The 26,421-nt window shown below is 72.5% G+C and carries 26 protein-coding genes; 12 read left to right on the top strand and 14 right to left on the bottom strand.

Annotated features, from left to right (window positions below; translation table 11 throughout):
* Nucleotides 1-57: 57 nt before the first annotated feature.
* From HLK59_RS15145 to HLK59_RS15155, 3 genes are read right to left on the bottom strand one after another with little or no spacing between them, the layout of a single operon-like run.
* On the bottom strand, nt 58-519 hold the full coding sequence (locus HLK59_RS15145) for an NUDIX domain-containing protein (protein WP_171141945.1): 462 nt from the start codon (nt 517-519) through the stop codon (nt 58-60).
* Entirely contained in the window at nt 516-2,054 is a 1,539-nt protein-coding gene (locus HLK59_RS15150) for an ATP-dependent DNA ligase (RefSeq protein ID WP_171141946.1), read from the bottom strand. The genes HLK59_RS15145 and HLK59_RS15150 overlap by 4 nt, the downstream gene beginning before the upstream one ends.
* A 29-nt stretch (nt 2,055-2,083) precedes the next feature.
* On the bottom strand, nt 2,084-3,007 hold the full coding sequence (locus tag HLK59_RS15155) for an NAD(P)/FAD-dependent oxidoreductase (protein ID WP_171141947.1): 924 nt from the start codon (nt 3,005-3,007) through the stop codon (nt 2,084-2,086).
* A 65-nt stretch (nt 3,008-3,072) separates the two neighbouring features.
* Between HLK59_RS15155 and HLK59_RS15160 the strand changes: the two genes are divergently transcribed.
* The 6 genes from HLK59_RS15160 (at nt 3,073) to HLK59_RS15185 (ending at nt 8,305) form a co-directional block, all read left to right on the top strand.
* On the top strand, nt 3,073-3,645 hold the full coding sequence (locus HLK59_RS15160; protein WP_171141948.1) for an XRE family transcriptional regulator: 573 nt from the start codon (nt 3,073-3,075) through the stop codon (nt 3,643-3,645).
* A gap of 86 nt (nt 3,646-3,731) precedes the next feature.
* Nucleotides 3,732-4,700 carry an NADPH:quinone oxidoreductase family protein gene (locus HLK59_RS15165; RefSeq protein ID WP_171141949.1) on the top strand — a complete coding sequence of 323 codons (969 nt, stop codon included), beginning with the start codon at nt 3,732-3,734 and terminating at the stop codon, nt 4,698-4,700.
* Nucleotides 4,697-5,875, top strand: coding sequence for an acyl-CoA dehydrogenase family protein (locus tag HLK59_RS15170; RefSeq protein ID WP_171141950.1), 1,179 nt, complete (start codon nt 4,697-4,699; stop codon nt 5,873-5,875). The genes HLK59_RS15165 and HLK59_RS15170 overlap by 4 nt, the downstream gene beginning before the upstream one ends.
* Nucleotides 5,854-6,963, top strand: a complete 1,110-nt coding sequence (locus tag HLK59_RS15175) for an acyl-CoA dehydrogenase family protein (protein WP_171141951.1) — start codon at nt 5,854-5,856, stop codon at nt 6,961-6,963. The genes HLK59_RS15170 and HLK59_RS15175 overlap by 22 nt, the downstream gene beginning before the upstream one ends.
* Nucleotides 6,964-7,135: 172 nt before the next feature.
* Nucleotides 7,136-7,999, top strand: coding sequence for a phosphatidylinositol-specific phospholipase C/glycerophosphodiester phosphodiesterase family protein (locus HLK59_RS15180; protein WP_171141952.1), 864 nt, complete (start codon nt 7,136-7,138; stop codon nt 7,997-7,999).
* A 111-nt stretch (nt 8,000-8,110) separates the two neighbouring features.
* On the top strand, nt 8,111-8,305 hold the full coding sequence (locus HLK59_RS15185; protein ID WP_046257273.1) for a hypothetical protein: 195 nt from the start codon (nt 8,111-8,113) through the stop codon (nt 8,303-8,305).
* 3 nt (nt 8,306-8,308) lie between these two features.
* Here HLK59_RS15185 and HLK59_RS15190 read toward each other — a convergent pair whose 3' ends face one another.
* From HLK59_RS15190 to HLK59_RS15200, 3 genes are all read right to left on the bottom strand, one after another.
* The gene (locus HLK59_RS15190; protein ID WP_171141953.1) at nt 8,309-9,547 is read right to left on the bottom strand and encodes a phosphodiester glycosidase family protein; all 1,239 of its coding nucleotides are present in this window, start codon (nt 9,545-9,547) and stop codon (nt 8,309-8,311) included.
* Between the two features lie 65 nt (nt 9,548-9,612).
* Nucleotides 9,613-9,972, bottom strand: coding sequence for a DUF779 domain-containing protein (locus tag HLK59_RS15195; protein WP_171141954.1), 360 nt, complete (start codon nt 9,970-9,972; stop codon nt 9,613-9,615).
* Nucleotides 9,973-10,032: 60 nt separating this feature from the next.
* Nucleotides 10,033-10,485, bottom strand: a complete 453-nt coding sequence (locus tag HLK59_RS15200) for a MarR family transcriptional regulator (RefSeq protein ID WP_171141955.1) — start codon at nt 10,483-10,485, stop codon at nt 10,033-10,035.
* Between the two features lie 183 nt (nt 10,486-10,668).
* Here HLK59_RS15200 and HLK59_RS15205 point away from each other — a divergent pair, with 183 nt between their 5' ends.
* A complete protein-coding gene (locus HLK59_RS15205; protein WP_171141956.1) occupies nt 10,669-11,637 on the top strand; it encodes an alpha/beta hydrolase in 969 nt (322 codons plus the stop codon).
* Nucleotides 11,638-11,662: 25 nt separating this feature from the next.
* Here the strand turns inward: HLK59_RS15205 and HLK59_RS15210 are convergent, their stop codons facing one another.
* Nucleotides 11,663-12,925, bottom strand: a complete 1,263-nt coding sequence (locus HLK59_RS15210; RefSeq protein ID WP_171141957.1) for a DUF3533 domain-containing protein — start codon at nt 12,923-12,925, stop codon at nt 11,663-11,665.
* Between the two features lie 76 nt (nt 12,926-13,001).
* Nucleotides 13,002-13,562: a rhodanese-like domain-containing protein gene (locus HLK59_RS15215; RefSeq protein ID WP_171141958.1), complete on the bottom strand. Its 561-nt coding sequence runs from the start codon at nt 13,560-13,562 to the stop codon at nt 13,002-13,004.
* Between the two features lie 72 nt (nt 13,563-13,634).
* Between HLK59_RS15215 and HLK59_RS15220 the strand changes: the two genes are divergently transcribed.
* Nucleotides 13,635-13,913: a metal-sensitive transcriptional regulator gene (locus tag HLK59_RS15220; RefSeq protein WP_171141959.1), complete on the top strand. Its 279-nt coding sequence runs from the start codon at nt 13,635-13,637 to the stop codon at nt 13,911-13,913.
* A gap of 4 nt (nt 13,914-13,917) precedes the next feature.
* On the opposite strand, the gene HLK59_RS15225 is transcribed toward HLK59_RS15220, so the two are convergent.
* Genes HLK59_RS15225 through HLK59_RS15235 form a run of 3 tightly spaced genes read right to left on the bottom strand, consistent with a single transcriptional unit; the run spans nt 13,918 to nt 16,360 of the window.
* Nucleotides 13,918-14,661 carry a sulfite exporter TauE/SafE family protein gene (locus HLK59_RS15225; RefSeq protein WP_171141960.1) on the bottom strand — a complete coding sequence of 248 codons (744 nt, stop codon included), beginning with the start codon at nt 14,659-14,661 and terminating at the stop codon, nt 13,918-13,920.
* Nucleotides 14,658-14,987, bottom strand: a complete 330-nt coding sequence (locus HLK59_RS15230; RefSeq protein WP_171141961.1) for a rhodanese-like domain-containing protein — start codon at nt 14,985-14,987, stop codon at nt 14,658-14,660. Before HLK59_RS15230 ends, HLK59_RS15225 begins: the two co-directional genes overlap by 4 nt.
* A 2-nt stretch (nt 14,988-14,989) precedes the next feature.
* The gene (locus HLK59_RS15235; protein ID WP_171141962.1) at nt 14,990-16,360 is read right to left on the bottom strand and encodes an MBL fold metallo-hydrolase; all 1,371 of its coding nucleotides are present in this window, start codon (nt 16,358-16,360) and stop codon (nt 14,990-14,992) included.
* A 294-nt stretch (nt 16,361-16,654) separates the two neighbouring features.
* On the opposite strand from HLK59_RS15235, the gene HLK59_RS15240 reads away from it, so the two are divergent.
* Together HLK59_RS15240 and HLK59_RS15245 are read left to right on the top strand one after the other, a co-directional pair.
* Nucleotides 16,655-18,193, top strand: coding sequence for an MFS transporter (locus HLK59_RS15240; protein WP_171141977.1), 1,539 nt, complete (start codon nt 16,655-16,657; stop codon nt 18,191-18,193).
* 104 nt (nt 18,194-18,297) lie between these two features.
* Complete coding sequence (locus tag HLK59_RS15245; protein ID WP_171141963.1) at nt 18,298-19,275, top strand: Lrp/AsnC family transcriptional regulator; 978 nt, start codon at nt 18,298-18,300, stop codon at nt 19,273-19,275.
* A gap of 10 nt (nt 19,276-19,285) precedes the next feature.
* Here HLK59_RS15245 and HLK59_RS15250 read toward each other — a convergent pair whose 3' ends face one another.
* The 3 genes from HLK59_RS15250 to HLK59_RS15260 form a co-directional block, all read right to left on the bottom strand.
* Complete coding sequence (locus tag HLK59_RS15250) at nt 19,286-20,998, bottom strand: SpoIIE family protein phosphatase (RefSeq protein ID WP_171141979.1); 1,713 nt, start codon at nt 20,996-20,998, stop codon at nt 19,286-19,288.
* 208 nt (nt 20,999-21,206) lie between these two features.
* Nucleotides 21,207-21,893, bottom strand: coding sequence for a class I SAM-dependent methyltransferase (locus tag HLK59_RS15255; RefSeq protein ID WP_171141978.1), 687 nt, complete (start codon nt 21,891-21,893; stop codon nt 21,207-21,209).
* 170 nt (nt 21,894-22,063) lie between these two features.
* Nucleotides 22,064-23,311, bottom strand: coding sequence for a VCBS repeat-containing protein (locus tag HLK59_RS15260; RefSeq protein WP_171141964.1), 1,248 nt, complete (start codon nt 23,309-23,311; stop codon nt 22,064-22,066).
* A gap of 166 nt (nt 23,312-23,477) precedes the next feature.
* Here HLK59_RS15260 and HLK59_RS15265 point away from each other — a divergent pair, with 166 nt between their 5' ends.
* Together HLK59_RS15265 and HLK59_RS15270 are read left to right on the top strand one after the other, a co-directional pair.
* Nucleotides 23,478-24,467 (top strand): hypothetical protein, encoded by a 990-nt coding sequence (locus HLK59_RS15265; protein WP_171141965.1) that lies wholly within the window; start codon nt 23,478-23,480, stop codon nt 24,465-24,467.
* 97 nt (nt 24,468-24,564) lie between these two features.
* Nucleotides 24,565-26,421: an HSP90 family protein gene (locus tag HLK59_RS15270; RefSeq protein ID WP_171141966.1), complete on the top strand. Its 1,857-nt coding sequence runs from the start codon at nt 24,565-24,567 to the stop codon at nt 26,419-26,421.

Raw genomic sequence — 26,421 nt, forward strand, 5'->3', positions numbered from 1 at the left:
TCCTGGGCAGCGGACTGTGATTCGACCTTCCCGCGCGTCGGCGCCCGCCGCAACGTGTCAGGGCGAGTGCTGCGCCAGCCGGTCGAGAAACGTGCTCTGCGCCTTGACGATCACGGTCCGGGCCCGGTCCAGGGCGAACCACTCGACACGGTCCAGTTCGGGGAACTCCCGCACCTGGCCCGACTTCGGCGGCCACTCCATCCGGAAGGTGCCCGGCACGACGGCCGCCGGATCGAGGTCCGCCTCGATCGCCCACGCCGTGACGACCTTGCCGCCCGTCTGCCGCACCTCGCCGAGCGGTACGGCCTCCCCGTCGGGCGGCGGCAGACCGAGCTCCTCCTGGAACTCGCGGCGGGCGGCGTCCCAGGCCGGCTCCTCCCCGGCCACGTACTCCCCCTTGGGGACGGACCAGGCCCCGGCGTCCCGGTGCGCGAAGAACGGGCCGCCCATATGGCCCAGCAACACCTCCAGGCCGTCGTCGGTGTACCGGAACAACAGCAGGCCGGCGCTGGTCTTCACGGCTTCACCTCGGGGTGCGCGGCCAGCAGGGTCTCCACGGTGTCGGCCTCCTCCGGCCGTTTGTCCTCGCGGTAGCGGACCACGCGCGCGAAGCGGAGGGTGACGCCGGCCGGGTAGCGGGTGGACTTCTGGAGTCCGTCGTAGGCGATCTCCACGACCAGCTCGGGGCGTACGGTCACCACGTGTCCGTCGGTCCCGACGGCCAGCTCCTGGAGGCGTTCCGTCTGCCAGGTCAGCAGGGCGTCGGTCAGTCCCTTGAAGGTCTTGCCGAGCATGGCGTACGAGCCGTCCGCCGCCCGCGCTCCCAGGTGGAGGTTGGAGAGCTTGCCGGTGCGGCGGCCGTGGCCCCACTCGGCGGCCAGGACGACCAGGTCGAGGGTGTGGACGGGTTTGACCTTCAGCCAGGACGCGCCACGGCGGCCCGCGCTGTAGGGGGCGTCGAGGGACTTCGCCACGATCCCCTCGTGGCCGCGCTCCAGCGTCCCGGCGAGGAAGGCCTCGGCCTCGGGCACATCCTCCGGTCCCGCCACCAGCGTCCTGCGCACCCGCATCGGCTCGGGCACCAGCCGGGCCAGCTCCGCGTGCCGCTCGGCGAAGGGGAGGTCGAGCAGGTCGCGGTCGTCGACGGACAGCGCGTCGAAGAAGACGGGGGAGACGGGGACCTCGGCGGCGGCCGTCGCCACGTCCACGCGGGAGCCGACGCGTCCGGCCGTCTCCTGGAACGAGCGGGGCCGGCCGTCGGCGCCGAAGGAGATGACCTCGCCGTCCAGGATGAACCGCTCGCCCTTCAAGTCCCTTGCCACAGCGATCAGTTCGGGCAGCCGGTCGGTGATCTCGTCGAGGGTCCGGGTGTAGATCCGTACGTCGTCCCCGTCCCGGTGCACCTGGACACGGATACCGTCCAGCTTCTCCTCGACCGCGCACCCGCCCAGCTTCTCCACCGCCTCGGCCACCGAGGACGCGCTGTGCGCCAGCATCGGCAGGACCGGGCGGCCGACGGTGAGACGGAAGCGGTCCAGGGCTGCCGGGCCGTCCGTGAGCAGGGCCTCGGCGACCGTCTGGAGGGAGCCCGCGAGCATCACCGCCCGGCGGACGTCGGCCGGCGGCGCCTCCGTCGCCCGCGCGAGCCCCTCCGTGGCGACCGCGTCCAGCGCGCCCTGCCGTACCTCCCCGCTGATCAGTCCGAACAGGAACCGCTGCTCGACCTCGGTGGCCGCACCCATCAACTCCCCGACCAGCCGCATCCGTTCGGCCTGCGAGCCCGCGCCCGCCACCTTCCCGAGCTCGCTCAGCACAGCGTCGACGGCGAGCACGGTCAGGGTCGGCTCGGCGGCCGGGGCGACGGGGCGGCTCAGTACCTTCCATCCGACGCCCAGCCGGCCCTGCGGAAGGCGTCCGGCGAGATACGGGATGACGACCGGTACGTCGTCCGGCCCGGCTTCCCGGAACAGCTCGGCGAGCAGCGCGATCTTCTTCGAGCGGGCGGAGGTCGCGGCGACCTCCTGGGACACGTGGGCCAGCCGGGCGAGCAGCATGTTCCCAGGGTGCACCGGAGGCGGCGGGTCTACACCCGGGAAGCCGTGTCCAGGTCGGTCATCAGGAGGTCCCCGTTGATCGTGGCGCCGGCCCGGTAACCGCCTGCCGCCGCGTTCACGACCTGCTCGCCGAAGCCCATCACGTTGCCCGCCGCCCACACGCCCGGCACTGTCGTCCGCCCGGTCTCGTCCAGCACGGGATACGCGCCGAACGGTGTCTCGCGGAACTCGGCGCCGAGCTTCTCCAGCAGGCCGTTCTGCGGGACGGCGCGCGGTGCGACGAACAGCACCTCGCGGTCGTACGTCGTGTCGTCGGTGAGACGTACGCCGGTGAACCGGTCGTTCTCGACGACCAGCTCCCGCACCTCGCCCGGGACCACTCGGACACCCGCCGCCGAGAGCCTGCGCACGTCGTCGCCGGACAGCTCGGCCGCGCCGACCGTGTGCAGGAACAGCGTCACGTCCTTCGACCACTGCGACACCATCAGCGCCTGGTGCACGCTCAGCGGGGTGGTGGCCAGCACGCCGAAGGCCTGGTCGCGGACCTCCCAGCCGTGGCAGTACGGGCAGTGCAGCACGTCCCGGCCGAAGCGCTCGGCGACTCCGGGGACGGGCGGGAGCTCATCCTTGAGGCCGGTCGCGACGACGAGGCGACGGGCCTGGACCGTGCGTCCGCTCGCCAGCGTCACGGTGAAGTCCCCGGTGACGTCCACCGCATGGTCCCGGACCAGCTCGACGCCGTACCGCGCGATCTCCTCCCGGCCGGTCGCCAGGAACTCGGCGGGCGGCATGCCGTCCCGCGTCAGATAGCCCTGCATATGGGCGGCGGGTGCGTTGCGGGGCTCGCCCGCGTCGACCACCAGGGTGCGGCGCCGGGCCCGGCCCAGGACCAGAGCCGCCGACAGACCCGCGGCGCCGCCGCCGATGACGATCACTTCGTATGTCTCGGTCATACCGACACCGTCCCCGGACCGGTGCGGGATTGACAAACTTCTTTGCCGATTCTGCAATATCGGGCATGACTACCGATGACGTTCTCGCCGAGGTCGGCCCCAGACTGCGGCGGCTCCGCAAGGACCGGGAGGTGACGCTCGCGGCGCTGTCCGAGACGACCGGCATCTCCGTGAGCACCCTGTCCCGGCTGGAGTCCGGTCTGCGCAAGCCCAGCCTGGAGCTGCTGCTGCCGATCGCACAGGCGCACCAGGTGCCGCTGGACGAACTGGTCGGCACGCCGGCGGTGGAGGACCCGAGGGTCCGGAGCCGGCCTCTTGTGCGGCACGGGCGGACGTACTGGCCGCTCACCCGGCAGCCCGGTGGCCTCCAGGCGTACAAGGTGCTGGTGCCGCAGCGCCAGGAGGAGCCCGAACCGCGTACCCATGAGGGCTACGAGTGGCTGTACGTGCTGGCGGGCCGGCTGCGGGTGGTCCTCGGCGACCACGACGTGGTGATGACGGCCGGTGAGGCGGCGGAGTTCGACACGAGGGTGCCGCACTGGTTCGGGTCGACGGGGGAGGGGCCCGCGGAGTTCCTGAGTCTGTTCGGGCCGCAGGGGGAGCGGATGCACGTCCGGGCGAAGCCGAAGGGGTCGTGACCCACGCTACTGTTCCCTGAACGACAAGCGACCGCTTAGTATGCGACTACCCCAGGTCGTACGACGTAGTCGCGTGGAGGCACCGCATGCAGGCATGGCAAGTGCACGAGAACGGCGAGCCGGGCGAGGTGATGCGCCTCGCGGAGGTGGCGACCCCGACGCCCGGCGACGGCCAGGTCCTGCTGAAGGTGCGTGCCGCGAACATCAACTTCCCGGACGTGCTGATGGCCCGCGGCCACTACCAGGTCCGGCCGCCGCTGCCGTTCACCCCGGGCGTGGAGATCTGCGGCGAGACCGAGGACGGACGCAGGGTCATCGCCAACCCCGCGCTGCCGTACGGCGGTTTCGCCGAGTACGCCGTCGCCGATGCCGCCGCTCTCCTGCCCGCGCCGGAGTCGCTGGACGACGCCGAGGCCGCCGCGCTGCACATCGGGTACCAGACGGGCTGGTTCGGTCTGCACCGGCGGGCGCGACTGGAGGCGGGCGAGACACTGCTCGTGCACGCCGCCGCCGGCGGGGTCGGCAGCGCGGCCGTACAGCTCGGGAAGGCGGCCGGGGCCACCGTCATCGGTGTGGTCGGCGGTGCCGACAAGGCCGTGGTGGCACGGGAGCTGGGCTGCGACGTCGTGATCGACCGGCGGGCCGAGGACGTCGTCGGCGCCGTGAAGGAGGCCACCGGCGGCCGGGGCGCCGACGTGATCTACGACCCGGTCGGCGGCGAGGCCTACACGCAGTCCACCAAGGTCGTCGCCTTCGAAGGGCGGATCGTGGTCGTCGGCTTCGCGAGCGGGACCATCCCCAGCCCCGGCCTCAACCACTCCCTCGTGAAGAACTACGCGATCCTCGGCCTGCACTGGGGCCTGTACAACACCAAGAACCCGAAACTCGTCCAGCACTGCCACGAGCAGCTCACCGAACTCGCCGCCCGCGGCGCGATCAAGCCCCTGGTGAGCGAGCGCGTGCCGCTGGAGGGAGCCGCGGCGGCCGTGCAGCGGGTCGCCGACGGGGTGACCACCGGACGGGTCACGATTCTGCCGAACGGAGCCGCCGCATGACCGACGCCGCCGAACTCAAGCGCCGCACAGCGGAGTTGCTGGCCGCGCACCCGCCCGCCGCGACGGAGCGCCTGGACTTCCTGGAGGCCCGCTTCGACGCCGGTCTCGCGTGGGTCCACTACCCCGAGGGCCTCGGCGGACTCGGCGCCGCACGCTCCCTCCAGGCCGTCGTGGACGCCGAACTGGAGGCCGCGGGCGCCCCCGACAACGACCCCCGGCGCAACGGCATCGGCCTCGGCATGGCCGCGCCGACGATCCTCAAGTACGGCACCGAGGAGCAGAAGCGGCTCCTGCGGTCGCTGTGGACGGGGGAGGAGGTCTGGTGCCAGCTCTTCAGCGAGCCCGGCGCCGGCTCCGACCTGGCCGCGCTCGGCACTCGTGCCGTCCGCGAGGGCGACCAGTGGGTGGTGAACGGCCAGAAGGTGTGGACGTCCAGCGCGCACAACGCCCGCTGGGCCATCCTCATCGCCCGCACCGACCCGGACGTGCCCAAGCACGCGGGCATCACGTACTTCCTGTGCGACATGACCGACCCCGGCGTCGAGGTGCGGCCGCTGCGCCAGATCACCGGCGAGGCCGAGTTCAACGAGGTCTTCCTCACCGACGTCCGCATCCCCGACTCCCGCCGCCTCGGCGAGATCGGTGACGGCTGGCGGGTCGCCCAGACCACGCTCAACAACGAGCGCGTCGCCATCGGCGGCATGCGGCTGCCCCGCGAGGGCGGCATGATCGGCCCGGTCTCCAGGACCTGGCGCGAGCGCCCCGAACTGCGTACCCACGATCTGCACCAGCGCCTGCTGAAGCTCTGGGTCGAGGCCGAGGTCGCCCGGCTCACCGGTGAACGCCTGCGCCAGCAGCTCGCCCTGGGCCAGCCCGGCCCCGAGGGCGCCGGCATGAAGCTCGCCTTCGCCCGCCTCAACCAGGAGATCAGCGGCCTGGAGGTCGAACTCCGCGGCGAGGAAGGCCTGTTGTACGACGACTGGACCATGCGCCGGCCCGAAATGGTGGACTTCGTCGGCCGCGACGCCGGCTACCGCTACCTCCGCTCCAAGGGCAACAGCATCGAGGGCGGGACCAGCGAGGTCCTGCTCAACATCGTCGCCGAGCGTGTCCTGGGCCTGCCCTCGGAACCGCGCACCGACAAGGACGTCGCATGGAAGGACCTGGCCCGGTGACCACACAGCCCGACCTGCTGTACTCGGAGGAGGAAGAGGCCCTGCGGTCCGCCGTACGGGACCTGCTCGCCGACCACTGCGACGCCCCCGGCGTCATCGCCCGCACCGAGTCCGACGCCCCGCACGACCTGGCGGCGTGGAAGGCCCTCGCGGACGGCATGGGCCTCGCCGGTCTCCTGGTGCCGGAGGCGCAGGGCGGCCAGGGTGCCACGCACCGTGAAGCCGCCGTCGTCCTGGAGGAGTTGGGGCGCGCGGTCGCCCCGGTGCCGTACCTGACCAGTGCCGTCGTCGCCACCGAGGCGCTGCTGGCCTGTGGCACCGAGGACCTGCTCGCCGAGCTGGCGTCGGGGCGCAGGATCGGCGCCCTCGCCGTCTCGCTGCACATCGCCGCGGGCGGCGCCTACAAGGTCGTACGCCATGAAGACGGCTCCCTGCACGGGGAGTTGACCGGCATCGCGGACGCCGTGGCCGCCGATGTGCTGCTGGTCCCGGCGGACGACGGCGGGCTGTACGCGGTGGACGCTGCCGCCGCGACCGTCACCCCGCAGGTGTCCCTTGACCTGACCCGGCCGCTGGCGACCGTCACCCTGGACGGTGCGCCCGGTCGTCTCCTGGGCGACGCCGAACCCGCCGTACGACGGGCCCTGCGGTCCGGTGCCGGGCTGCTCGCCTCCGAGCAACTCGGCATCGCCGACTGGACGTTGACCGAGACCGTGCGCTACCTGAAGGAGCGCAAGCAGTTCAACCGGTCCGTCGGCGGGTTCCAGGCGCTCAAGCACCGGCTCGCCCAGCTGTGGCTGGAGGTCGTCAGCCTGCGGGCCGCGGCCCGCAACGCGGCCGACGCGCTGGCGAGCGGTGAGTCCGAAACGGAAACAGCTGTGGCGGTCGCCGTCGCCCAGGCCTACGCGGCCTCCGTCGCCGTGCACGCCGCCGAGGAGGCCCTGCAACTGCACGCCGGCATCGGTATGACATGGGAGCACCCGGTCCACCTGTACCTCAAGCGGGCGAAGGCCGACTCCCTCGCCTACGGCACCGCGGGCGCCCACCGTGCCGCACTGGCCGAACTAGTGGACCTCCAGGCCCCCTGACGTTCACCAGGGAAAGCCCGCCCCACCTGGGGCGGGCTTTTTCGTGTGCCCCGCGCGGACGCGATGAACGGACAGCGGCAGTCCGGCCAACTCCTGTCACGAGCATGCCCTTTGAGGGATCGGCGACCCCATACTCGCCGGTGTCCCGTACCGCCCTCAAAGGGAGGCAGGCATGGCCCTCACCACCCGTCGCAGAGCCCTCACCACCCTCGGCGCCGCCCTCGCGGGCGCCGTCGCCCTGCCCGCCACCGACGCGTTCGCGGGGGAACACCAGCACCGCCCGCGGCCGTTGTGGCGGGCCCACGCCCACAACGACTACGAGCACCCCCGCCCCCTCCTCGACGCCCTCGACCACCGCTTCGGCAGCGTCGAGGCCGACATCTTCCTCGTCGGCGACCAACTGCTCATCGGCCACACGGCGGACGACCTCGACCCGACCCGCACCCTGGAGTCCCTCTACCTCGCCCCGCTGGCCGCCCGCGTGAAGGCCAACCGCGGCTCGGTGTACCGGGGGCACCGGGCGCCCCTCCAGCTGCTCATCGACATCAAGACCGAGGGCTCCTCGACGTACCTCGAACTCGACCGGCAGCTGCGGCGCCACAAGCACCTGTTCACCACGTACACCCACGGCCGTGTCCTGCCCGGCCCGGTCACCGCCGTCATCTCCGGCGACCGCGCCGCCCGCGCGCCCATGGAGGCGCAGACCGTACGACGGGCCTTCTACGACGGTCGCCTCGCCGACCTCGGCAGCGCGGCGCCCGCCTCCTTCATCTCGCTGATCAGCGACAACTGGACGCTCAACTTCACCTGGCAGGGCGTGGGAGCCTTTCCCGACGCCGAGCGGCAGAAGCTGCGCGGCATCGTCCGGGCCGCCCATGGCCGCGGGCAGAAGGTGCGCTTCTGGGCCACGCCGGACCTGGCGGGTCCCGCGCGCGACGCGCTGTGGGGCGAACTGCTCGCCGCCGGCGTCGACTACCTCAACACCGACGACCTGGCCGGCCTGGAGGCCTTCCTGGACGCCCACCGGTCGGCGTAGACACCACACGTTCGGCGGACAGGTCAGCCGCACGGACGAACCCTCCGCTACGCCACACTTACGGCCGAACGCCGTGAACCGGACGTAATGGCGTGGCGGAGGAGGCCGACGATGGCGATTTCCATCTCTGTGGTGATGTTGCTGCTGATCCTGGCGGTGATCTTCCTGCGCAACGGCGGGCTGAAGGTCTCGCACGCACTGGTCTGCGCACTGCTCGGCTTCTACATGGCCAGTACGAGCATCGCCCCGACCATCCACAGCGGCCTCACGGCGACGGCGGACATCGTCAGCAGCCTGAGGCCCTGAGGTTCATCCGGTCGAGAAGACCCCGATGCCGTTCGGTACGGGGCGTTCGGCCCCGCCGGCGGGGTGGTTGCGCACCGACACGGCGGCCGCCCCGGGATCGCGGGAGACCAGCGTCGACGATCCGCCGCCGTCCAGGCTGAAGGCGTCGGCCGAGCCCAACCCCTTCATGGTGTCCGCGACTTCGGCGACGGTCAGACCCGTGCGGTACGCGACCGCGCCGTCCACCGCGAGCAGCAGCACCCGCCGGCCGCCGTCCGCGATGCCCACGGCGGTGCGCACGGCCGCGGTCGTGCGATCCAGTCCGGGCAGCGGCTGTCCGTCGTCGAGGACCGGGTAGCCGCCGATGGCGAAGCGGTACGGGACCCTGGTCGCGGACGCGACCAGGGAGTGCTGGATCCGTACCCGCTCGCCGACGGAGAGCTTGCGCAGCTGCCGGGCGCCCGCCTCCCGGCCGACGAGCACGGTGGTGCCCGCGGCGACGGGACCGCTGCCCGGGGTGTCGGCGGCCGCCACGACCCGGCCCCGACGGACCGTCACCTCGTAGGTGTCCGTGCTGCACGGGGCGGCCCGGTCGGTGTCCGTGCCGCAGGTGGCACGCACCCGGGAGGCGCTGCCCCAGGCGCTGGTGAAGGCGCCGACGGAGTCCACCGGGAGCGCGTACTGATTGAGCCCGCCCAGCGGCAGCCGTGTCCAGGGAGTCCAGACGGAGCCGGACAGGGACAGGCTGTCGAGCCGGGCCCGGCGGTCGACCCCCATGCCGAGCACGTTCCTGGTGGACGTGCCCGCGGGCATCGCGGGGCCGAAACGCTGGCCGTCGGGCACCGCCGCCTTGAGCGTACGGCCGCGCGCGACGGCCGGGCCCACGCTCGCGCCGGTCGCCTCGACGCCCGGGTGCTGGGTCTCGGTGATGTTGAAGAAGTCGCCGTTGACGCCCGCGACGGCGCCCTGGGCGTCCGCCAGTTGCGAGACGGGCGCCCGCGCGGCGACCGCTCCCGGATGCAGCAGGTCGAGGCGGACGTGCGGATCGCGCAGGTTGACGGTGAGCACGTGGACGCGCGTGGGGCCCTTGGCCGCCTGGATGTCGTACTGCCGGTACGTGACGCCCGACGCGATCCGGACGGCGCTCTGCGCGGCGCCGGCCGGTGCCGCCCCCGTCAGGACCGTACCGGCCAGCGCACCGCATGCCGTGAGGAACGTCAGTACCGCTCTGCCTGCTCGGAACCTGTTCTGACGAAGCGTCACAGTCCCCCCTGAGGTCTCGTCAACTGTCCCAGGACTCAGAGGAAGTGCACCAGACGGCAGTGTGTCTAGGCGCCGAGAAGACGGGAACGGATCAGGAAACGCACTCCTTCGGGTGCTTCGAGCGAGAAGCCGCTGCCCCGCCCCTCGACGACGTCGACGATCAACCGGGTGTGGCTCCACACCTCGAACTGGCTGCGCGACATCCAGAACGTCACCGCCTCCGCGACGCCCTCGACCTCCAGCTCCGCGAGCAGCACGTCCGAGCCGCCGGTGCGGAACTCGCCCGCCGGGTAGCACATGGGGGCGCTGCCGTCGCAGCAGCCGCCGGACTGATGGAACATCAGCGGGCCGTGCGCCTCGTGCAGCCGGCGCAGCAGATCGGCGGCCGCGGGGGTGAGCTCGACGCGCGGGGTCTCCTCATACATGCGCACCAGCGCAGCACGCGCCACGTTGCGAGAAGGTTGCACCCCCGCCGAGGGCCCGGGTCAGACCTCGCCCACGTTGGCGGTGAGCAGACGGAGCAACTGCTTGGCCGTGGCGTCCTGTTCGGGGGTCAGGCCCATGGCGTCGCCGATGGCCACCGGAACCGTCTGTGCCCGGTCGCGCAGCTCGGCTCCCGCGTCGGTGAGGGTGAGGGAGACCGAGCGTTCGTCCTCGGGGCGGCGTTCGCGGCGCAGCAGGCCGTTCGCCTCCAGGCGCTTGAGCAGCGGGGAGAGGGTGCTGGACTCCAGTTGGAGCGCGATCCCCAGATCGCGTACCGAGATGGAGTCCTGCTCCCAGAGCACGAGCATGACCAGGTACTGCGGGTAGGTCAGCCGCAGCTCGTCCAGCAGGGGCCGGTAGCGGGCGGTGACCGCGCGGGAAGCGGCGTAGAGGGCGAAGCACAGCTGGTCGTCGAGGAGCAGGGAGCCGTCGTGCTCCGGTTCGGCAGCGCTCATGGCCTGGCTCCTTCGGTCGAGTCCTTCCGATTCTATCGGGCCATAAACAGTCGGGCCATAAGAGATCGAGCTCGATTAAGTTGTGCACGACTAAGTCGAGCGCTACAGTCGTGGATGTGCCGCCGCTCCTGGCGAACAGCGTCCATGGAGCGCGCCCGCGGCACCTCTCCCGAGGAGATCGCCATGTCCGACCAGACCGGCACCCGCCCCGTTCTCGAACCCGCCGCCCAGGCCTTCGCCGAGGCCACCGCGAACCCGCCGTACCTCTTCGACCTGGGCCCGGCCGAGGGCCGCAAGGCCGTCGACGAGGTGCAGTCCGGCGACATCGCCAAGCCCGCCGTCGACGAGGAGTGGATCACCGTGTCCGGCGGGCCCACCGGCAGCGTCCGCGCCCGGATCGTCCGCCCCGCGGGCGCCGCGGGCACACTCCCGGTGATCGTCTACATCCACGGCGCGGGCTGGGTCTTCGGCAACGCCCACACCCACGACCGCCTCGTGCGCGAACTCGCCGTCGGCGCGAACGCCGCGGTCGTCTTCCCCGAGTACGACCTCTCGCCCGAGGCCCGCTACCCCGTCGCGATCGAACAGAACTACACCGTCGCCAAGTGGGTCGTGGACGAAGGCGCCTCGAAGAACCTGGACGCCTCGCGCATCGCGGTCGCCGGGGACTCCGTCGGCGGCAACATGACCGCCGCGCTCACCCTGATGGCCAAGCAGCGCGGCGACGTCCCGCTGGTCCAGCAGGTGCTCTTCTACCCGGTCACCGACGCCGCCTTCGACACCGGCTCCTACCACCGGTTCGCCGAGGGCTACTTCCTGCGCCGCGACGCCATGCAGTGGTTCTGGGACCAGTACACGACCGACGAGGCCGAGCGCGCCCAGATCACCGCCTCCCCGCTGCGGGCGACCACCGAGCAGCTCACCGGTCTGCCCCCGGCCCTGGTCATCACCGGCGAGGCCGACGTCCTGCGCGACGAGGGCGAGGCGTACGCCCACAAGCTCCGCGAGGCCGGCGTGCCCGTCACGGCCGTCCGCTACCAGGGCATCATCCACGACTTCGTGATGCTCGACGCCCTGCGCGGAACCCACGCGGCGGAGGCGGCGATCGGCCAGGCCGTCGCGACCCTGCGCACGGCACTCGGCACGAAGTGACCCGCCTCTGGCGTCGCGGCCCGTCTCAGGCGGGCTGCGGCGTCAGGCGCTTGTGGCCCTTGCGGTCGTAGTAGGCGGCCATCGCGAAGCCGAAGAGGATGCCGAGGGCGGCGCCGAGCGCGGTCATCGTCCAGGCGCGGGTGAGGCCGGCGTCGCCGCGCGCGTCGAAGTAGAGGATCGCGCGGACGCCGTCGCCGAGCTGGCGCATGGGCTCGAAGTGGGACAGGAAACGGTAGAAGGCCGGCACCGCCTGGAGCGGGACGGTGGCGCCCGAGGACGGCAGGCCCAGGACGATGAACACGAACATCGACACGAGCTGTCCGATGCCGCCGAACGCGGCGTTGATCGCCTGCACACCCAGGCCGACCGCGAGCGACGCGCAGTAGGAGTAGATCCACAGCAGCGGGAGATGGGTCGCGTCCATGTCCAGGATCGTGACGCAGGCGAGCATCACCAGGGAGACGGTGATCACGGTGATGCCCGCGGTCATCGCCATCTTCAGCAGCAGCGTCTGGGTGCGGTTGATCGGCACGGTGGGCAGCCGGGTGTGCCAGGGCCCGATCTCGTTGTCGGCGTAGCCGAGGGCGGTGTCGACGCCGTTGCTGATGATGTTGCCGCCCATGAAGCCGGCCAGGACGAGCAGCAGCGTGTAGTAGAAGGCGGTCAGCCCCAGACCGCTGTGGGCGCCGAGGGGGTGGCCCACCTCGGTGGCGACGGCCACGGGGTCGGCGAGCAGCAGTTTCTGCGTCGCGTCGGCCCGCGGGGCCGATCGGGTGAGCTCCTTGCCGATGGTCTGCGAGGCCTGGTGTGCCGTCTGCGTGGTGATCTGGCCGGCGAGGGAGGAGCCGAGGCTGCCCTTGCCGGGGTTGGTGAGCACCGTGAGGGTCGGCCGCGCGGTGGCACCGGTGGTGGTGAGGGCGCCGACGGAGGCGGTGAAGTCGGCGGGGATGACGAGGGCGCCGTAGACCTTGCCCGAGTCCAGCTCGTCCTGGGCCTGCGCCCGGGTGAGCTGCCGCCAGTCGGCCTTGTCGCTCGACGTGTCCGACATGATCGCCGTGGCGATCTGCGTCCCCAGGTTCTGCTCCTGCCCGGCCGGCGGCTTGCCGGTGTCTGCGTTGACCAGCGCGATCGGCAGGTCCTTGAGGTCGCCCTGCGGATTGACGATGCCGCCCATGTAGAGCAGGGACAGCAGCAGGGCGAGCAGTCCGCTCAGGACGGCGGGCATCACCCACAGCTTGGGGCGGCCGAGCAGCGCGGAGGCACGGGCCTGGGGAGCGGGGTCGTTCATGGCTCTCCGTGGGATGGGAGGCGACGATGTCCCTCCAGTCGTACGCGACCACCGCCCATCCCGCACGCAGAACCGCTCACGCGGCCAGACGCGCCAACGTCTCCTGGAAGGACACCGCGCCAGCGACCCGCCGGTTGAACGGCAGCCGGCCCAGCAGGGCCGCCATGCCGCAGGTGTCGGTCACCGCGGAGAAGAGCAGCCCGGCGCCGATCAGCCCGGACAGCCGGTGGGCGGGCGGCCGGGCCAGACCCGCGACGAAGCCGGCGAGGACCAGGGAACCGGCGGTGAGGCGGACCTGACGGTCCATGGGCCAGGGTGTGCGGGAGCCCGCCGAGTGCTCGACCGGGTGCCCCGCCGCCGCCCAGGCGCCGGTGCCCCCGTCCAGGGAGACGGCCTCGACGCCCAGCGCCGCCAGCCGGTCGCAGCCCTTCTCGGACCGGGCCCCGGAGGCGCAGACGACCAGCAGCGGCCCGCGTGCGGCGGCCGTCCGCAGGGCGCCCGCGGCCTGGTCGAGCCGGTCCAGCGGGATGTTGTGGGCGCCGGGGACATGCCCGCCGGCGTACTCGCCCGGGGTGCGCACGTCGATGACGGTGAACTCGCCCAGGCGGGCGGGGGCCACGGTGATGGCGGTGGTCATGGAACAGAACCCTTCGATGAGGCGTTGCCCCGCACGGTAGGATACCCACGGGGGTATAAAGGAGGAGGAAACGTGCAGCTCGACATGTCCGCCGAGGAGCTGAAGTCCGCGCTCAACCGGCTGCGCCGGGCTCAGGGGCAGCTCGCGGGAGTCATCCGGATGATCGAGGAGGGCCGGGACTGCGAGGACGTCGTCACCCAGCTCGCGGCGGTCTCGAAGGCCCTGGACCGGGCCGGCTTCGCGATCATCGCGACCGGCCTGGAGCAGTGCATGACCAGCGAGGACCCCGAGGTGCGGGACTCCGCGCAGATGCGCGCCCGACTGGAGAAGCTCTTCCTCTCCCTGGCCTGAGGCGTCACCGGAAGGCCGTGACGGACATCGTCGCGGCGACCGCCAGGAGCACGGCTCCGAACACACGTTGCAGCGCGGCCGCGGAGACCTTCGCGGCCAGCCGCCTGCCGTCCCAGGCGCCCAGGACCGCGGTCGCGAGGAACGGCATGATCAGCGCCCAGTCCAGGCCGGCGGCGCTGTGCGCGCGGGCCGCCAGGGCCACGAGCGCGTTGGCCACGATGACCAGCAGACTCGTCCCCACCGCCGCGCTCATCGGCACCGCCAGCACCGTCACCAGCGCCGGCACCGCCAGGAAACCGCCGCCGACCCCCAGGAACCCGGTCACCGCGCCCAGCCCGGCACCGGCTCCGGCGGCCCGTGCCGCCGAAGCCCGGCCGGCCACGCGCGGCGTGCGGCGACGCAGCATCTGTACGGCGGCCAGGGCGGCCAGCGCCGCGAACATCAGCGTCAGCAGGGCCTCCGGGACCCGTGCGGACAGGGCGCCCGCGCCGGCGGCCGGCAGCAGTCCGGCCGCCGCGAACAGCAGCCCGGCCCGCCAGCGCACCGCGCCGCGGCGGGCGTGGGCCACCAGCGCGGTGACCGAGGTGACGATCACGATGACCAGGCTCGCCGTGGTCGCCGCGGCGGGGCTGAAACCGAGCAGGTAGACAAGGGCCGGGACGGTGAGGATGCTCCCGCCCGCCCCCAGCGAACCCAGCGCCAGGCCGACCAGGGCGCCGGCGAGCAGCGCCAGGACGAGCGCGGTCATATGACGACCCCGGCCGCCCCGTACGCGTCCTCGACGGGCAGGCCCTGTGCGGCCCAGTCCCGCATGCCGCCGATGACGTCGACGCACTCGACCCCCCGCGCGGCCAGCAGGGCGACGGCCTGCCGGGAACGGTTGCCCGAGCGGCAGATGAGGATCATGTCCCCGCTGTCGGGCAGCTCCCGGGACAGCGGTACGTGCAGTGCGCCGGGTACGTGACCGGCCCGGAACTCGTCCGGCTCGCGGACGTCGACCAGCACGGCCGCGCCGTCCCGGAGCAGTCGGTGCGCCTCGGCGACGGAGACGCGACAGCGAGAGGAGTCGTCCATCGTCAGTTCCCCCGGGTGACGAGGGCGAGCCCCGCTTCGGCCGCGGCGGCGTACCCGTCGTCGACGGCCACCACCTCACGTCCGGCGGCGTCGAGCACGGACGCGGCGATGGCGGCACGCATCCCTCCCGCGCAGTGCACCCACACCGTGCCGTCGGGCACCTCGGCCAGGCGCCGGTGCAGCTGGTGGACGGGGAGGTGGACGCTGCCCTCGATCCAGCCGTCCGCGCGCTCGCTGTCCCGGCGCACGTCGACCACGATCACGTCCTCGCCGCGTGCCCGGGCGGCGGCCAGATCGGCGAACGTCCCGCGCGCGAAGGAGGCGGGCCGGGTCCCGTCCGAGATCCAGTCGGCCGGGCCGCCGACGGCCGCCGCGGCCGGGCGGTCTATGCCCACCCGGGTCAGCTCCCGCTGGGCGCGCCCGATGTCCTCGGCGCTCTCCGCGAGCAGAGTCACCGGCCTGCCCCACGGGATCATCCACGCGAGATACGTGGCCGGCTGTCCGTCGGCCTCGAAGTTGAGCGACCCGGCCACATGCCCGGCGGCGAACGCCACCCGGTTGCGCAGGTCCACGACCCACTCCCCGGCCGCGAGCCGTCGGGCGATCTCGTCGGCGTCGGCGCGGCGCGGGGCCGTGAGGTCCACCGCGGCGGGGCCGCCGGCGTTGGCCGGACCCATGTGGGCGTAGTACGCGGGCACGTCGTCGAGCCCGGCCAGCAAGGTCGTGACGAAGTTGTCGACGTCCTGGACGAGTGCGGGGTTGGAGGCCTTCTCGGCGCCGATGGTGCTGTGCGTCCCGTCCGTCCGGGAGGAGGAGCAGAAGCTGCCGAAGCCGTGCGTCGGCATGACCGCCACCTCGTCGTGCAGCTCCGCGGCCAGCCGGTGCACGGACGCGTGCTGCGCCCGGGCGAGTTCCTCGGTGAGCCGCGGCTCGACGAGGTCGGGCCGGCCCACGCTGCCGATCAGCAGCGAACCGCCGGTGAAGGCGGCCACCGCGCGTCCGCCTTCCTCCAGCACGTACGAGGTGTGGTGAGGGGTGTGCCCCGGAGTGGCCACGGCCCGCAGCGCGAGACCCTCGTCGAGGGGCTCCACATGTCCGTCGGCGACCGGCACGCGCGCGTACGCCACCTCGGCCCCGGCCGGCACCAGATAGCGGGCCCCGGTGAGCCGGGCCAGCTCCAGACCGCCGCTCACGTAGTCGTTGTGCACATGCGTCTCGGCGACGGCCACGATCCGCACTCCGCGCCGGGCCGCCTCGGCGAGCACGCGGTCGATGTCCCGCGGCGGATCCACGACCACCGCGGCGCGGGTCCCGCCGGCCAGATGGCTGCGGTTGCCCAGCCCCTCGGTCTCCAGGGCGTCGACAAAGAACACGGTTGACTCCTTCGTGGGAAATTACCCCCCGGGGTATCTGACTCCCACCGTAACAGAGATACCCCAGGGGGTATTTTCGGGAGGGGGTGGGGTGTCGAACATCCGGCGGGAGCCGGGGGTGGATGTCGGATATCCGGGTTCCGGAGGGCGGTGGCTGGCTTCGCGTGATCGGCGGGCCGAAGGTGTTCGACGCCCCCCACACCCCAGCGCCCTTCGGTGCCGCAAGGAGAGAACTCAGTGAATGCCACGACCACGGCGCACCCGCCGCGGGAAGGCCGCGCCGCCACGCTCGCCATGGCCTGCGTCGGCGTGTTCGTCGCCTATCTGCCGGTGACCAGCGTCTCGGTGAGCCTGCCCGCGATCCAGCGGGCCCTGGACGCCTCGACGTCCCAACTGTCCTGGGTCTCCGACGCGTTCGTCCTGCCCATGGCCGCCCTCATCCTCACCGCGGGCGTCTTCGGCGACGTCCACGGCCGCAAGAAGGTCTACCAGGCAGGGCTCGCCCTCAGCGGCCTGGGCGCACTCGTCGCCCTGTGCGCGCCCTCCGTCGAGGTCCTCTGGATCGGCCAGGCGCTGGCCGGCCTGGGCGCGGCCGCGCTGCTGCCCACCACCCTCGCCCTGATCAGCCACGCCGTCCCCGACCCGCGCGAGCGCGGGAAGTTCATCGGACTGTGGGCCACCTCCCTGATGGCCGCCCTCGCGCTGGGCCCGGTCATCTCCGGCACCCTCCTCGGCCATGTCGCCTGGCGCTGGATCTTCCTCCTGCCGATCCCCGCCGCCCTGCTGGCCATGGCCTGCGCCGCGAAGCTCCTCACCGACTCCCGCGCGCCCGGCTCGCGCCGCCTGGACCGGCCCGGCCAGTTCACCGCGGCACTCGCGATCACCGCCCTCGTCTACGGGATCATCGAGGGCGGCGCCACCTCCTTCACCGACCCCGCGGTCATGGTCGCGCTGTCCACCGCCGTGGTCGGCGCCGTCGCGTTCGTCCTGGTGGAGCGGGCGAGCAGCAGCCCCATGCTGGATCTGACGCTCTTCCGCAGCCCGGCCTTCACCGCCACCACCCTGATCGCCATGATCAGCTTCCTCGGTCTGATCGGCTTCTTCTTCGCTCTCAGCCTCTACTTCGGCATGGTCCAGCAGCTGTCCACACTCGACGCGGCCTGGCGCCTGCTGATGGTGACCATGGTCCCGCTGGTGCTCGGCGCCCCCGTCGGCCGCCTCATGCACCGCGTCTCGCCGCGCCTGCTCATCCCCGGCGGGCTGCTGGTCACCTCGGCCGCCCTGCTGTCCCTCACCGACATCGACGCGGACACCTCCTTCGGGTCGCTGGCCTGGCGGCTGGCGCTGCTCGGCTTCGGCCTGGCGTTCGTCATCACACCGATGACCGCGACCGCCGTCAGCGCGGTGCCCTTCCAGCAGGCCGGCATGGCCGCCGCCGGCAACAACGCCTTCCGCCAGGTCGGCGGCGCGCTCGGCCCCGCGATCCTGGGCGCGCTGCTCTCGACCCGGGCGGTCGACGCCCTGCCGGGCCATCTCGCGGACGCCGGGGTGACCGGGCGGACCGCACAGCAGGTCACCGCGGTCGCCGAGCACGACGGCATCGGCGCGGTCGGCGGGCTCGACCTCGGCGCCGACACACCGCGCGTCCTCGGCGCGCTCTCCGAGGCGTTCCTGGACGGGCTGCACCTGTGCCTGGTCGTCGCGGCCGTCCTGACGCTGCTCGCCGCCGCCGTAGGAGCACTGCTGCTGCGCCGGCCCGGGCGCACAGCGTCTGTCGTGGCCGGCGGTTCGGCCCCTTCGGCGGTGCCGGTGGGGAGCGGCACGGGAGAGTGACTTCGGGCCCGGGACCGCGTACGACGGTCCCGGGCCCCACAACAGGAGCAGCCGGCCCCGGCGACGTACCGTCGATCGACCACCCCCGAACAAGGAGGGCCACCGTGGACTCCCGGCCGCTGGACGCGCTGGACCTGAAGCTGATGCAGGCTCTCCAACTGGACGCACGGGCGCCGTACAACCGCATCGGCGACGTGCTCGGCGTGTCCGACCAGACCGTCGCGCGCCGCATGCGGCGGCTGCGCACCACCGCCGGTCTGCGCGTGGTCGGGATCGTCGACGAGAGCAGACTCGGCCGCGCCACCTGGATCGTGCGGATGCGCTGCACCCCCGACGTGGCCGAACAGTTGGCCAACGCCCTCGCCCGCCGGCCCGACACCTCCTACATCGACCTCATCTCGGGCGGCACCGAGGTGCTGTGCGCGATGAGACCCCGCAGCCGCAAGGACCGCGACGAACTCCTCTTCGACCGCCTCCAGCGCACACCCCGCGTCGTGTCCGTCAGCGCCCACTGTCTGCTGCACATCTTCTACGGCGGTCCGCTCGGCTGGCTCGACAAGATCCAGGCCCTGGACGCGGCCGAGGAGGAGGCGCTGCGCCCGCCGCCGCCGGAACCGCCGGACAGCCCCGACACCCTCGACGCCGACGACGAGGCCCTGGTGGCGGTCCTGCGCCAGGACGGCCGGGCCACCTACAGCGAACTCCAGTCCGCGACAGGCCAGTCGGAGTCCGCCGTCAAACGCCGTCTGGACCGGCTGTGCTCCTCGGGGCTCCTCTACTTCGACATCCAGCACGACACGGAACCCTTCGGTCAGGGCGTCGGCGCGATGCTCTGGCTCAGCGTGGCACCCGCCGCCCTCGCACAGGTGGGTGAGGCCCTGGGGGAGCACCGCGAGGTCCGCTTCGCGGCGGCGATCACCGGCCAGGCCAACCTCGTGGTGTCGGTGCTCTGCCGCGGCACCGGCGAGCTCTACGCCTACCTGAGCGAGAAGATCGGCGCCCTGCAAGGCGTGCAGTCCGTCGAGACCACGCTCACACTGCGCCAGGTCAAGCAGCTGACGTACGAACCGGCGCAGCGGTGAACACCGCCGATCAGCCGAGGTCCCGACCGCCGGGCAGCGGCTGTTCGAACCAGACCACCTTGCCCGTGCTCACCCTGGTCGCCCCCCAGCGCTCCGCCAGCTGGTCGACCAGGAACAGCCCCCGGCCGCCCTCGTCGCTCAACTGCGCGTGCCGCATCCTCGGCACCACCGTCGAGTCGTCCTCCACCTCGCAGCGGAGCACGTCGGTGCGCAGCAGCCGCAGGGTGATCGGCCGGCCGGCGAACCGCACGGCGTTCGCCACCACCTCGCTGACCAGCAGCTCGGTGGACTCCAGCAGGGATTCCAGCCCCCACTGGCGCAGTGTCCTGCGGGTCAGCCGCCGGGCCTGTCCCGCGGTCTGCGGACGCGGAGCCAGGTACCAGTAGGCGACCGTGTCCGGCAGGATGCCCTCGAACCGGGCGGCGAGCAGCGCGATGTCGTCGTCCCGGTCACCCGACCCCACCGTCCCGAGCGCCTGGTCGCACAGCTCCTCCAACGTCGGGGCCGCGGCGCCCGCGGCGCCCGCCCGCAGCCGCGCGCACAGCCGCTCCACCCCGGTCATCACATCCGAGTCGCGGGACTCCACCAGACCGTCGGTGTACAGCAGCAGGGTCGCGCCGGCCGGTGCGTGCGTCTCGACGGACTCGAAGCCACCGCCGCCGACACCGATCGGCGCCCCCGGCGGCACCCGCACGACCTCCGTGCTGCCGTCGGGATGCAGCAGCACGGGCGGCGGATGGCCGGCGCTCGACATCAGCAGCCGGTGCAGCACCGGGTCGTACATGGCGTACAGGCAGGTCGCCGTGTGCTCGCTGCCCAGCCGCTCCGCCTGCTCGTCGAGATGGTGCAGGATCTCGTCGGGGGAGAGGTCGAGCCCGGCGAGGGTCTGCACGATGGTGCGCAGCTGGCCCATGATCGCGGCCGACGTCATGGAATGGCCCATCACATCGCCGATGACCAGTGCGACGCGGTTGCCGGGCAGCGGGATCGCGTCGTACCAGTCGCCGCCGACCTGCGCGGTCCGCGAGGACGGCAGATAGCGGCTGGCCAGCCCCACTCCGGTCGGTGTGGGCAGGGACGCCGGGAGCATGGTGCGCTGCAACGCGTCCGCGACGGCCGCCTCGCGCGCGTAGAGCACCGCCTTGTGGATGCCCAGAGCGGTGTGGGTGGCGAGCTGGGAGGCGACGAGGAGATCGTCGTAGGTGAAATCCGGCCGCCCGGGGCCGCGGATCAGCACGACGCTGCCCATGACATGGCTACGACCGTGCAGCGGAGCGATGATCAGCCGCCGTCCGGGCGGCACCGCCCCCGGCGCGTTCGCCACCCCCAGCAGCTCGGCCACCACGGGACGCAGACCCGGAGTGTTCCCGAAGACCGGCCGTCCGGCCTGGAGCAGCTCGGTGAGCGGGCCGCCGTCTGCCGGGCGCACGACCTCGGCGGCCCGGACGGTGGCGGCCGCCGGGGGCGGGTCCGTGGTGTGCAGCCGCAGGACACCGGGGTCGGCGTGGGGCTCGTCGCCCACCGGAAGCGGTGTGTACAGATGGACGAACGCCGAGTCGGCGAAGGCCGGGACGGCCGCCCGGCACAGTTCGTCCAGCGTCTCGTCGAGGTTCATGCCGCGGGCGATCCGCCGGGTCGCCGCGTCGAGATAGCGGAGCCTGTCGGTCTGCGGCTCGGAGGCGAGGGGGCGTCCGGCGGGCGCTTTCGGGGGCGGCGGGCGCATGGCCGCGCCGCCGTCCTCGGGGCCCTCGGCCGCGCGTGCCCTGCCCGACTTCGAGGACGGCGCGGGGCGCCCGGGCCGACGCGGGGCACCGGACGGCTCGTGCACACCGGCCGCCTGCCCGCCGGGGCCGCCATCGGCTCCGGGCTGCTTCGTCACGCGTGTCCTTCCGGCCGTGCGGGCCCGCGCCGGGCGGGCTGTTCAGGAGCTGTCAGTCACGCCGTCGGCAGCGCAGGAAGATCTGCACCTCGGGCGGCACGTCCACGGACGCGGGAGCGTAGGAGAACGTGGACTCCTCGACGATCTCGAAGCCCTCACCTTCCACGACCTCGCGCAGCTCGTCCCGGAGATAGCCGGACACCCGGATGGTGCTGCCGATGAACGGGATCGAGAAGTCGTCCACGTCCGCCTCGACCATCGACAGCGCGAACAGGCCGCCCGGAACGAGCAGGTGGTGGATGGTCCGCACGGCGAGCGGAATCTCGGCCCGCGGCAGCATGAGCAGGGCGAAGAAGGCCGTCACCGCGTCGAAGCGGCCGAGGTCCCGAGGGCCGTCGGGCCGCAGATCCGCGATGTCGGCCCGGTGGAACGTCCCGGTGGGCACGTGCTGCCGGGCGAGCGTGACCATCCGGTCCGACAGGTCGACCCCGACGACGTCCAGGCCGCCCTCCGCCAGCTGGCGTGCGGTCGGGATCCCGGTGCCGCAGCCCAGGTCCAGCACGCGTGACCCGGCCCGCAGGGACCTGGTCAGCCACTCGGCGGACGCGACCTGGCCCTCCTTGTGCGGGAAGGCCTCGTCGTAGCGGTCGCCGATGGCGTCGAAGGCCTCGGCCTGGCCGGTGCGGTCGAGCCGCAGGCTCCCGTAGCCGAGTTCGTCGGCAGGGCTGCTCACGAGGATTCTCCTTTGATGCCGTATGAGTTTGATGCTGTATGGGTAATTTTTTCACAGTTATACAGACTGGGGCGCGGGCGGGCAGCTGATCACACCGGCCGCGATGGTCATGATGCCCCGCACCTCCACCGGGGGGAGGCCTTTCGGTGGAGGTACGGGGCGGTTTCCCGGCCGACTCAGTCGCAGGAACCGGTGAAGACGTCGACCTGGTCGTCGGCGCTGCTCGCCACCACGAGGTCCTGGGTGCCGTCGGAGGTCAGGTCGGCGGCCGCCGCCTCGTAGGCGCCGTCCCCGGTCAGCTCGGCCAGCTCGGTCAGGGCACCTCCCGACGTGCCCTGGAAGACGGTGACGGAGTCCCCGTTCAGGGAGGAGACCAGGACGTCCGTCACGTCGTCGCCGTCGAGGTCGGCGGCGTTCACGGAGACCGGCAGGGCGGAGGTGGTGTAGGCGACGGAGTCGTCGAAGGTGCCGTCGCCGTTGCCCGTGAAGATCTCCAGGGTGTTGGAGCCGTTGCTGATGGTGGCCAGGTCGGTCTCGCCGTCCCCGTCGAAGTCGCCGGGGGCGATGGAGTACAGCCGGGCGACACTGGCGTACTGCGTGACGTCGCCGAAGGTGCCGTCGCCGTTGCCGAGTGCCACGCTGACGCCGCCGGCGGTGGCGACGCTCGCGGTGGCGACGTCCAGGTCGCCGTCCCCGTCGAAGTCGGTGAGGGCCAGGCCGTGCGGCCGGGTCACGGTGACCGCTTCGAGGTCGACCGTGAACGATCCCGTGCCGTCGCCGAGCAGCAGACTGACACCGCCGCCCGACTCCTCGGCCACCGCCAGATCCAGGTTTCCGTCGCCGTCGATGTCGCCCGGGACGAGAGAGCGGGCGCCGCCGCCGACCGTGTACCGGGTGGCGTCCCCGAAGGTGCCGTCGCCGTTTCCGGGCAGGACGCTGACGGTGCCGCCGTCGAAGTCGGCGGTGGCGAGGTCCGGGGAGCCGTCGGCGTCGAGGTCGGCGATGACGGTCTGGTACGGCTTGTCGCCGACCGTGTACGCGGTGGCCTCGCCGAAGGTGCCGTCGCCGGTGCCCAGCAGGACCGACACCGCGTCGGCGTCGTTGTCCGCCGCGACGACGTCCGCGTTCCCGTCGCCGTCGAGGTCGCCGGTCACCACGTGCCGGGGGTTGTCGCCGACCGCCGCCGACGTGTCCGAGCGGGTGAAGGTGATGCCGGACGCACAGTCGGCGGCAGCGGTCGTGCTCGGGCCGGCCGCCGATGCCATGGCCGCGACGCTCGCGCCGAAGGCTAAGGCGCCGATGGTGCCGAGGGTCAGGACCCGACGGGCCCTGTGCTTCCGGTGGTTGCTCAGCTTGTGGTCGCTCTGCTTGTGGTTGTTCTTCTTGTGGTTGCTCTGCCTCTTCGCAGAGAGCCTCGTTGTCATGGGCACGGGAACGTAGGGGCGCGGGCTGTGATTCACGTGTCACGGGACCGTGGTTTGGCCCAGTACCCGGCGCCGCGGAGCACCGGTGAAAACCCTGTGGAAGCGGTGTCGGTGGTGCCGTTTATGCTGCCCCTCACGATCACGCGGTACCAGGGGAGGGCGCGGCATGTTGGGCAGGCTGTTCGGGAGAAGTGCGGAGAGACCGGCGGCGCATCCGCAGGCCCTTCCCCCGCTCAAGCAGAAGCACGGGACGTACGCGCTGCGCGCGCTGGGAGACGCCCGGGTGCTCGCACTGGTCGAGGCGGCCGACGCGGGTGACTGGACGGCGGTCAAGGCGGCGCTGGCCCCCTTCGACCTCGGCCACGATCAGGCGGTCCTGGGGCAACTGACCGATGTGGACGGCGTGGAGGAGTGGATCGTCCGGGCCGCCGAGGAGGACAAGGACGACAAGGAGCTCCGGGCGACGGCACTGTTGATATCGGGTGCGCGCCATGTCGCCTGGGGCTGGGAGGCACGCACGTCCGCCCGTGCCGTGGACGTCGGCCGCGAACAGTGGCAGACCTTCTACGAGCGGCTGCGCATCGCCGAGGAGCACCTGCTCGGGGCCGCCGAACTGCGGCCCGACTGGATCACGCCGTGGCGCCATCTGCTCACCTCCGGGCGCGGCATGTCCGTCGACGACAGCGTCAAGGAGGCCCGGCTCGCGGCCGGTCTGCGCCGTGACCCGCTGGACCTGGACATCCACCTGGAGTGGGTGTCGCAGCTCCAGCCCCGCTGGGGCGGAGAGCCGGGCCAGGCCCTGGAGTTCGCCCGCAAGGCCTTCGCCGGAGCGCCCGACGGGCACCGTCTCGGCTGTGCCGTCGCCATGGCACGGGTCGAGGAGTGGGTGGAGTCCGACGACCACGACTGCCTGCAACATCCGCGGATCCGGACCGAGTTGAGGGAAGCCGCGGAGCGCAGCATCCTGCACCACGCATACGAACGCCGCCTGGGCTGGCAGGGCGACTACAACATCTTCGCCATGGCCCTCTCGCTGGCGGGCAGCAGCACGGCCTCCAATGTCTTCCGCGAGCTGGAGGGCGTGTACACCGAGTGGCCGTGGACCTTCATGGCGGACCCGCAGAAGGCCTACGCCCGCTTCCGCAAGGCCTTCTGAGCCGCAGGCTGAGCCGCCGTCCGAGTCGCCTTTCGGGTCGCCTTTTGAGCCGTCGGCCATCCCACCTCCCCGCCGTTCCCCTCTCCCCGGACTCCTCATGCCTCTGCGCCACAACTCCGCCGACCACGCCCCCGCCGACCGCACCTTCCAGGTGGATCTGCGCGGCCTCGTCGACCTCCTCTCCCACCACCTCTACTCCAGCCCCCGCGTCTACCTGCGTGAACTCATGCAGAACGCGGTGGACGCCCTCACCGCACGGCACGCCGTCGAGCCCGGCGGCAGCTTCGGTATCCGCCTGTACGCGGACGGCGTGACCGTACGCGTCGAGGACGACGGCGTCGGTCTCACCGAGGACGACGTACACACCTTCCTCGCCACGATCGGCCGCAGCAGCAAGCGGGCCGACAAGATCGCCGAGCAACGCGCGGACTTCATCGGCCAGTTCGGCATCGGCCTGCTCTCCTGCTTCCTGGTCGCCGACGAGATCCACGTCCTGAGCCGCTCCGCCCGCACCCCGGACGCCCCCGCCGTCGAATGGCGGGGACGCGGCGACGGCAGCTACACCGTCCGTACGCTGCCCGCCTCCGCCCGCCCCCGGCCCGGCACCACCGTCACGCTGACGCCGCGCGCCGACGCGGGCGAGTGGACCCGCCCCGCGCAAGTGCACGCGCTGGCACGGCACTTCGGCTCCCTGCTGCGCCACCCGGTCACCTTCGACGACGGCACACGCGGCGCAGGAGGCGCAGCCGGTCCGGGTGCGCCCGTGAACCCCGAGCCCGCGCCCTGGTCGCGCACCTACCCCACCCCGGGCGCCCGCTCCCGCGCGCTGGCCGCGTACGGCGAGGAGGTCTTCGGCTTCACCCCGCTGGACACCATCGAACTGGACCTGCCCGCCGTAGGCCTGAAGGGCATCGCGTGCGTGCTGCCCGAAGCGGTCCCCGCCGGCCGCCGTCACGGCCACCGCGTCCACGTCAAGGGCATGCTGCTGTCCGAGCAGGCCGAGGAGATCCTCCCCGAGTGGGCCTTCTTCGTCCGCTGTGTCGTCGACGCCGAGAGCCTGCGCCCGACGGCGTCCCGCGAGTCCCTCTACGAGGACGACACCCTCGCCGCCGTCCGCGACGCCCTCGCCGAGCGGCTGCGCGCCTGGATCGCCCGGGCCGCCGCCAGCGACCCCGACCTGCTCCACCGCTTCCTCCAGGCCCACCACCTGGCCGTGAAGTCGCTCGCCGTGCACGACGACGAGATCCTGCGGATGCTGCTGCCCTGGCTGCCGTTCGAGACCACCGACGGCCACTGCACCCTCGACGAGTTCGCACGCACCCACCGCACGGTGCTCGTCACGTCGAGCGTGGAGGAGTTCCGCCAGGTCGCGGCGATCGCCTCGGCGGCCGGACTGGGCGTCGTCAACGGCGGCTACACCTACGACCGCCAACTGGTCCACCGGCTGCCCGAGATCAGGCCCGAGGCCACCGTCGCCGACCTCGACCCTGCGACCCTCACCGCCCATCTCGACCCCGTCGACCGGGAGACGGAACTGGCCGCCGCGGCCTACCTCGCCCGGGCCCGCGACGCCCTCTCCGTCTTCGACTGCGATGTCGCGCTGCGCACCTTCCAGCCCGCCTCCGCCCCCGCCCTGCTGGTGGACAGCCGCGAGGCCCGGCACGAGCGCACCCGCTCCCAGCTCGCCCGCGAGCAGGAGGGCGGCCTGTGGGGCGACATCCTCGGCGCCCTGCGCCAGGAGGCACCGCGGGCCCAGCTGATCCTCAACCAGCTCAACCCGCTCGTCCGCACCGCCGTCGCCATCGACGAGCCCGAGCTGGCCCGCACCAGCGCCGAAGCCCTCTACGGACAGGCCGTGATGCTGTCCCGGCGCCCGCTCAGGCCCGCCGAGTCGAGCCTGATCAACCGCTCCTTCCTCGACCTCCTCGCCCACGCCCTCCGCAAGGACAGCTGA

This window comes from Streptomyces sp. S3(2020), from assembly GCF_013044505.1.
GTDB lineage: Bacteria > Actinomycetota > Actinomycetes > Streptomycetales > Streptomycetaceae > Streptomyces.

Excerpts from the sequence above, each read along its gene's own strand:
- HLK59_RS15165 (WP_171141949.1), top strand. The coding sequence starts at position 3,732 with ATGCAGGCATGGCAAGTGCACGAGAACGGCGAGCCGGGCGAGGTGATG.
- HLK59_RS15175 (WP_171141951.1), top strand. The coding sequence starts at position 5,854 with ATGGAAGGACCTGGCCCGGTGACCACACAGCCCGACCTGCTGTACTCG.
- HLK59_RS15225 (WP_171141960.1), bottom strand. The coding sequence starts at position 14,661 with ATGACCGCGCTCGTCCTGGCGCTGCTCGCCGGCGCCCTGGTCGGCCTG.
- HLK59_RS15205 (WP_171141956.1), top strand. The coding sequence starts at position 10,669 with ATGTCCGACCAGACCGGCACCCGCCCCGTTCTCGAACCCGCCGCCCAG.
- HLK59_RS15240 (WP_171141977.1), top strand. The coding sequence starts at position 16,655 with ATGGCCTGCGTCGGCGTGTTCGTCGCCTATCTGCCGGTGACCAGCGTC.
- HLK59_RS15200 (WP_171141955.1), bottom strand. The coding sequence starts at position 10,485 with ATGAGCGCTGCCGAACCGGAGCACGACGGCTCCCTGCTCCTCGACGAC.
- HLK59_RS15230 (WP_171141961.1), bottom strand. The coding sequence starts at position 14,987 with ATGGACGACTCCTCTCGCTGTCGCGTCTCCGTCGCCGAGGCGCACCGA.
- HLK59_RS15185 (WP_046257273.1), top strand. The coding sequence starts at position 8,111 with ATGGCGATTTCCATCTCTGTGGTGATGTTGCTGCTGATCCTGGCGGTG.
- HLK59_RS15250 (WP_171141979.1), bottom strand. The coding sequence starts at position 20,998 with ATGCGCCCGCCGCCCCCGAAAGCGCCCGCCGGACGCCCCCTCGCCTCC.
- HLK59_RS15160 (WP_171141948.1), top strand. The coding sequence starts at position 3,073 with ATGACTACCGATGACGTTCTCGCCGAGGTCGGCCCCAGACTGCGGCGG.
- HLK59_RS15150 (WP_171141946.1), bottom strand. The coding sequence starts at position 2,054 with ATGCTGCTCGCCCGGCTGGCCCACGTGTCCCAGGAGGTCGCCGCGACC.
- HLK59_RS15210 (WP_171141957.1), bottom strand. The coding sequence starts at position 12,925 with ATGAACGACCCCGCTCCCCAGGCCCGTGCCTCCGCGCTGCTCGGCCGC.
- HLK59_RS15195 (WP_171141954.1), bottom strand. The coding sequence starts at position 9,972 with ATGTATGAGGAGACCCCGCGCGTCGAGCTCACCCCCGCGGCCGCCGAT.
- HLK59_RS15270 (WP_171141966.1), top strand. The coding sequence starts at position 24,565 with ATGCCTCTGCGCCACAACTCCGCCGACCACGCCCCCGCCGACCGCACC.
- HLK59_RS15265 (WP_171141965.1), top strand. The coding sequence starts at position 23,478 with ATGTTGGGCAGGCTGTTCGGGAGAAGTGCGGAGAGACCGGCGGCGCAT.
- HLK59_RS15215 (WP_171141958.1), bottom strand. The coding sequence starts at position 13,562 with ATGACCACCGCCATCACCGTGGCCCCCGCCCGCCTGGGCGAGTTCACC.
- HLK59_RS15155 (WP_171141947.1), bottom strand. The coding sequence starts at position 3,007 with ATGACCGAGACATACGAAGTGATCGTCATCGGCGGCGGCGCCGCGGGT.
- HLK59_RS15170 (WP_171141950.1), top strand. The coding sequence starts at position 4,697 with ATGACCGACGCCGCCGAACTCAAGCGCCGCACAGCGGAGTTGCTGGCC.
- HLK59_RS15260 (WP_171141964.1), bottom strand. The coding sequence starts at position 23,311 with ATGACAACGAGGCTCTCTGCGAAGAGGCAGAGCAACCACAAGAAGAAC.
- HLK59_RS15180 (WP_171141952.1), top strand. The coding sequence starts at position 7,136 with ATGGCCCTCACCACCCGTCGCAGAGCCCTCACCACCCTCGGCGCCGCC.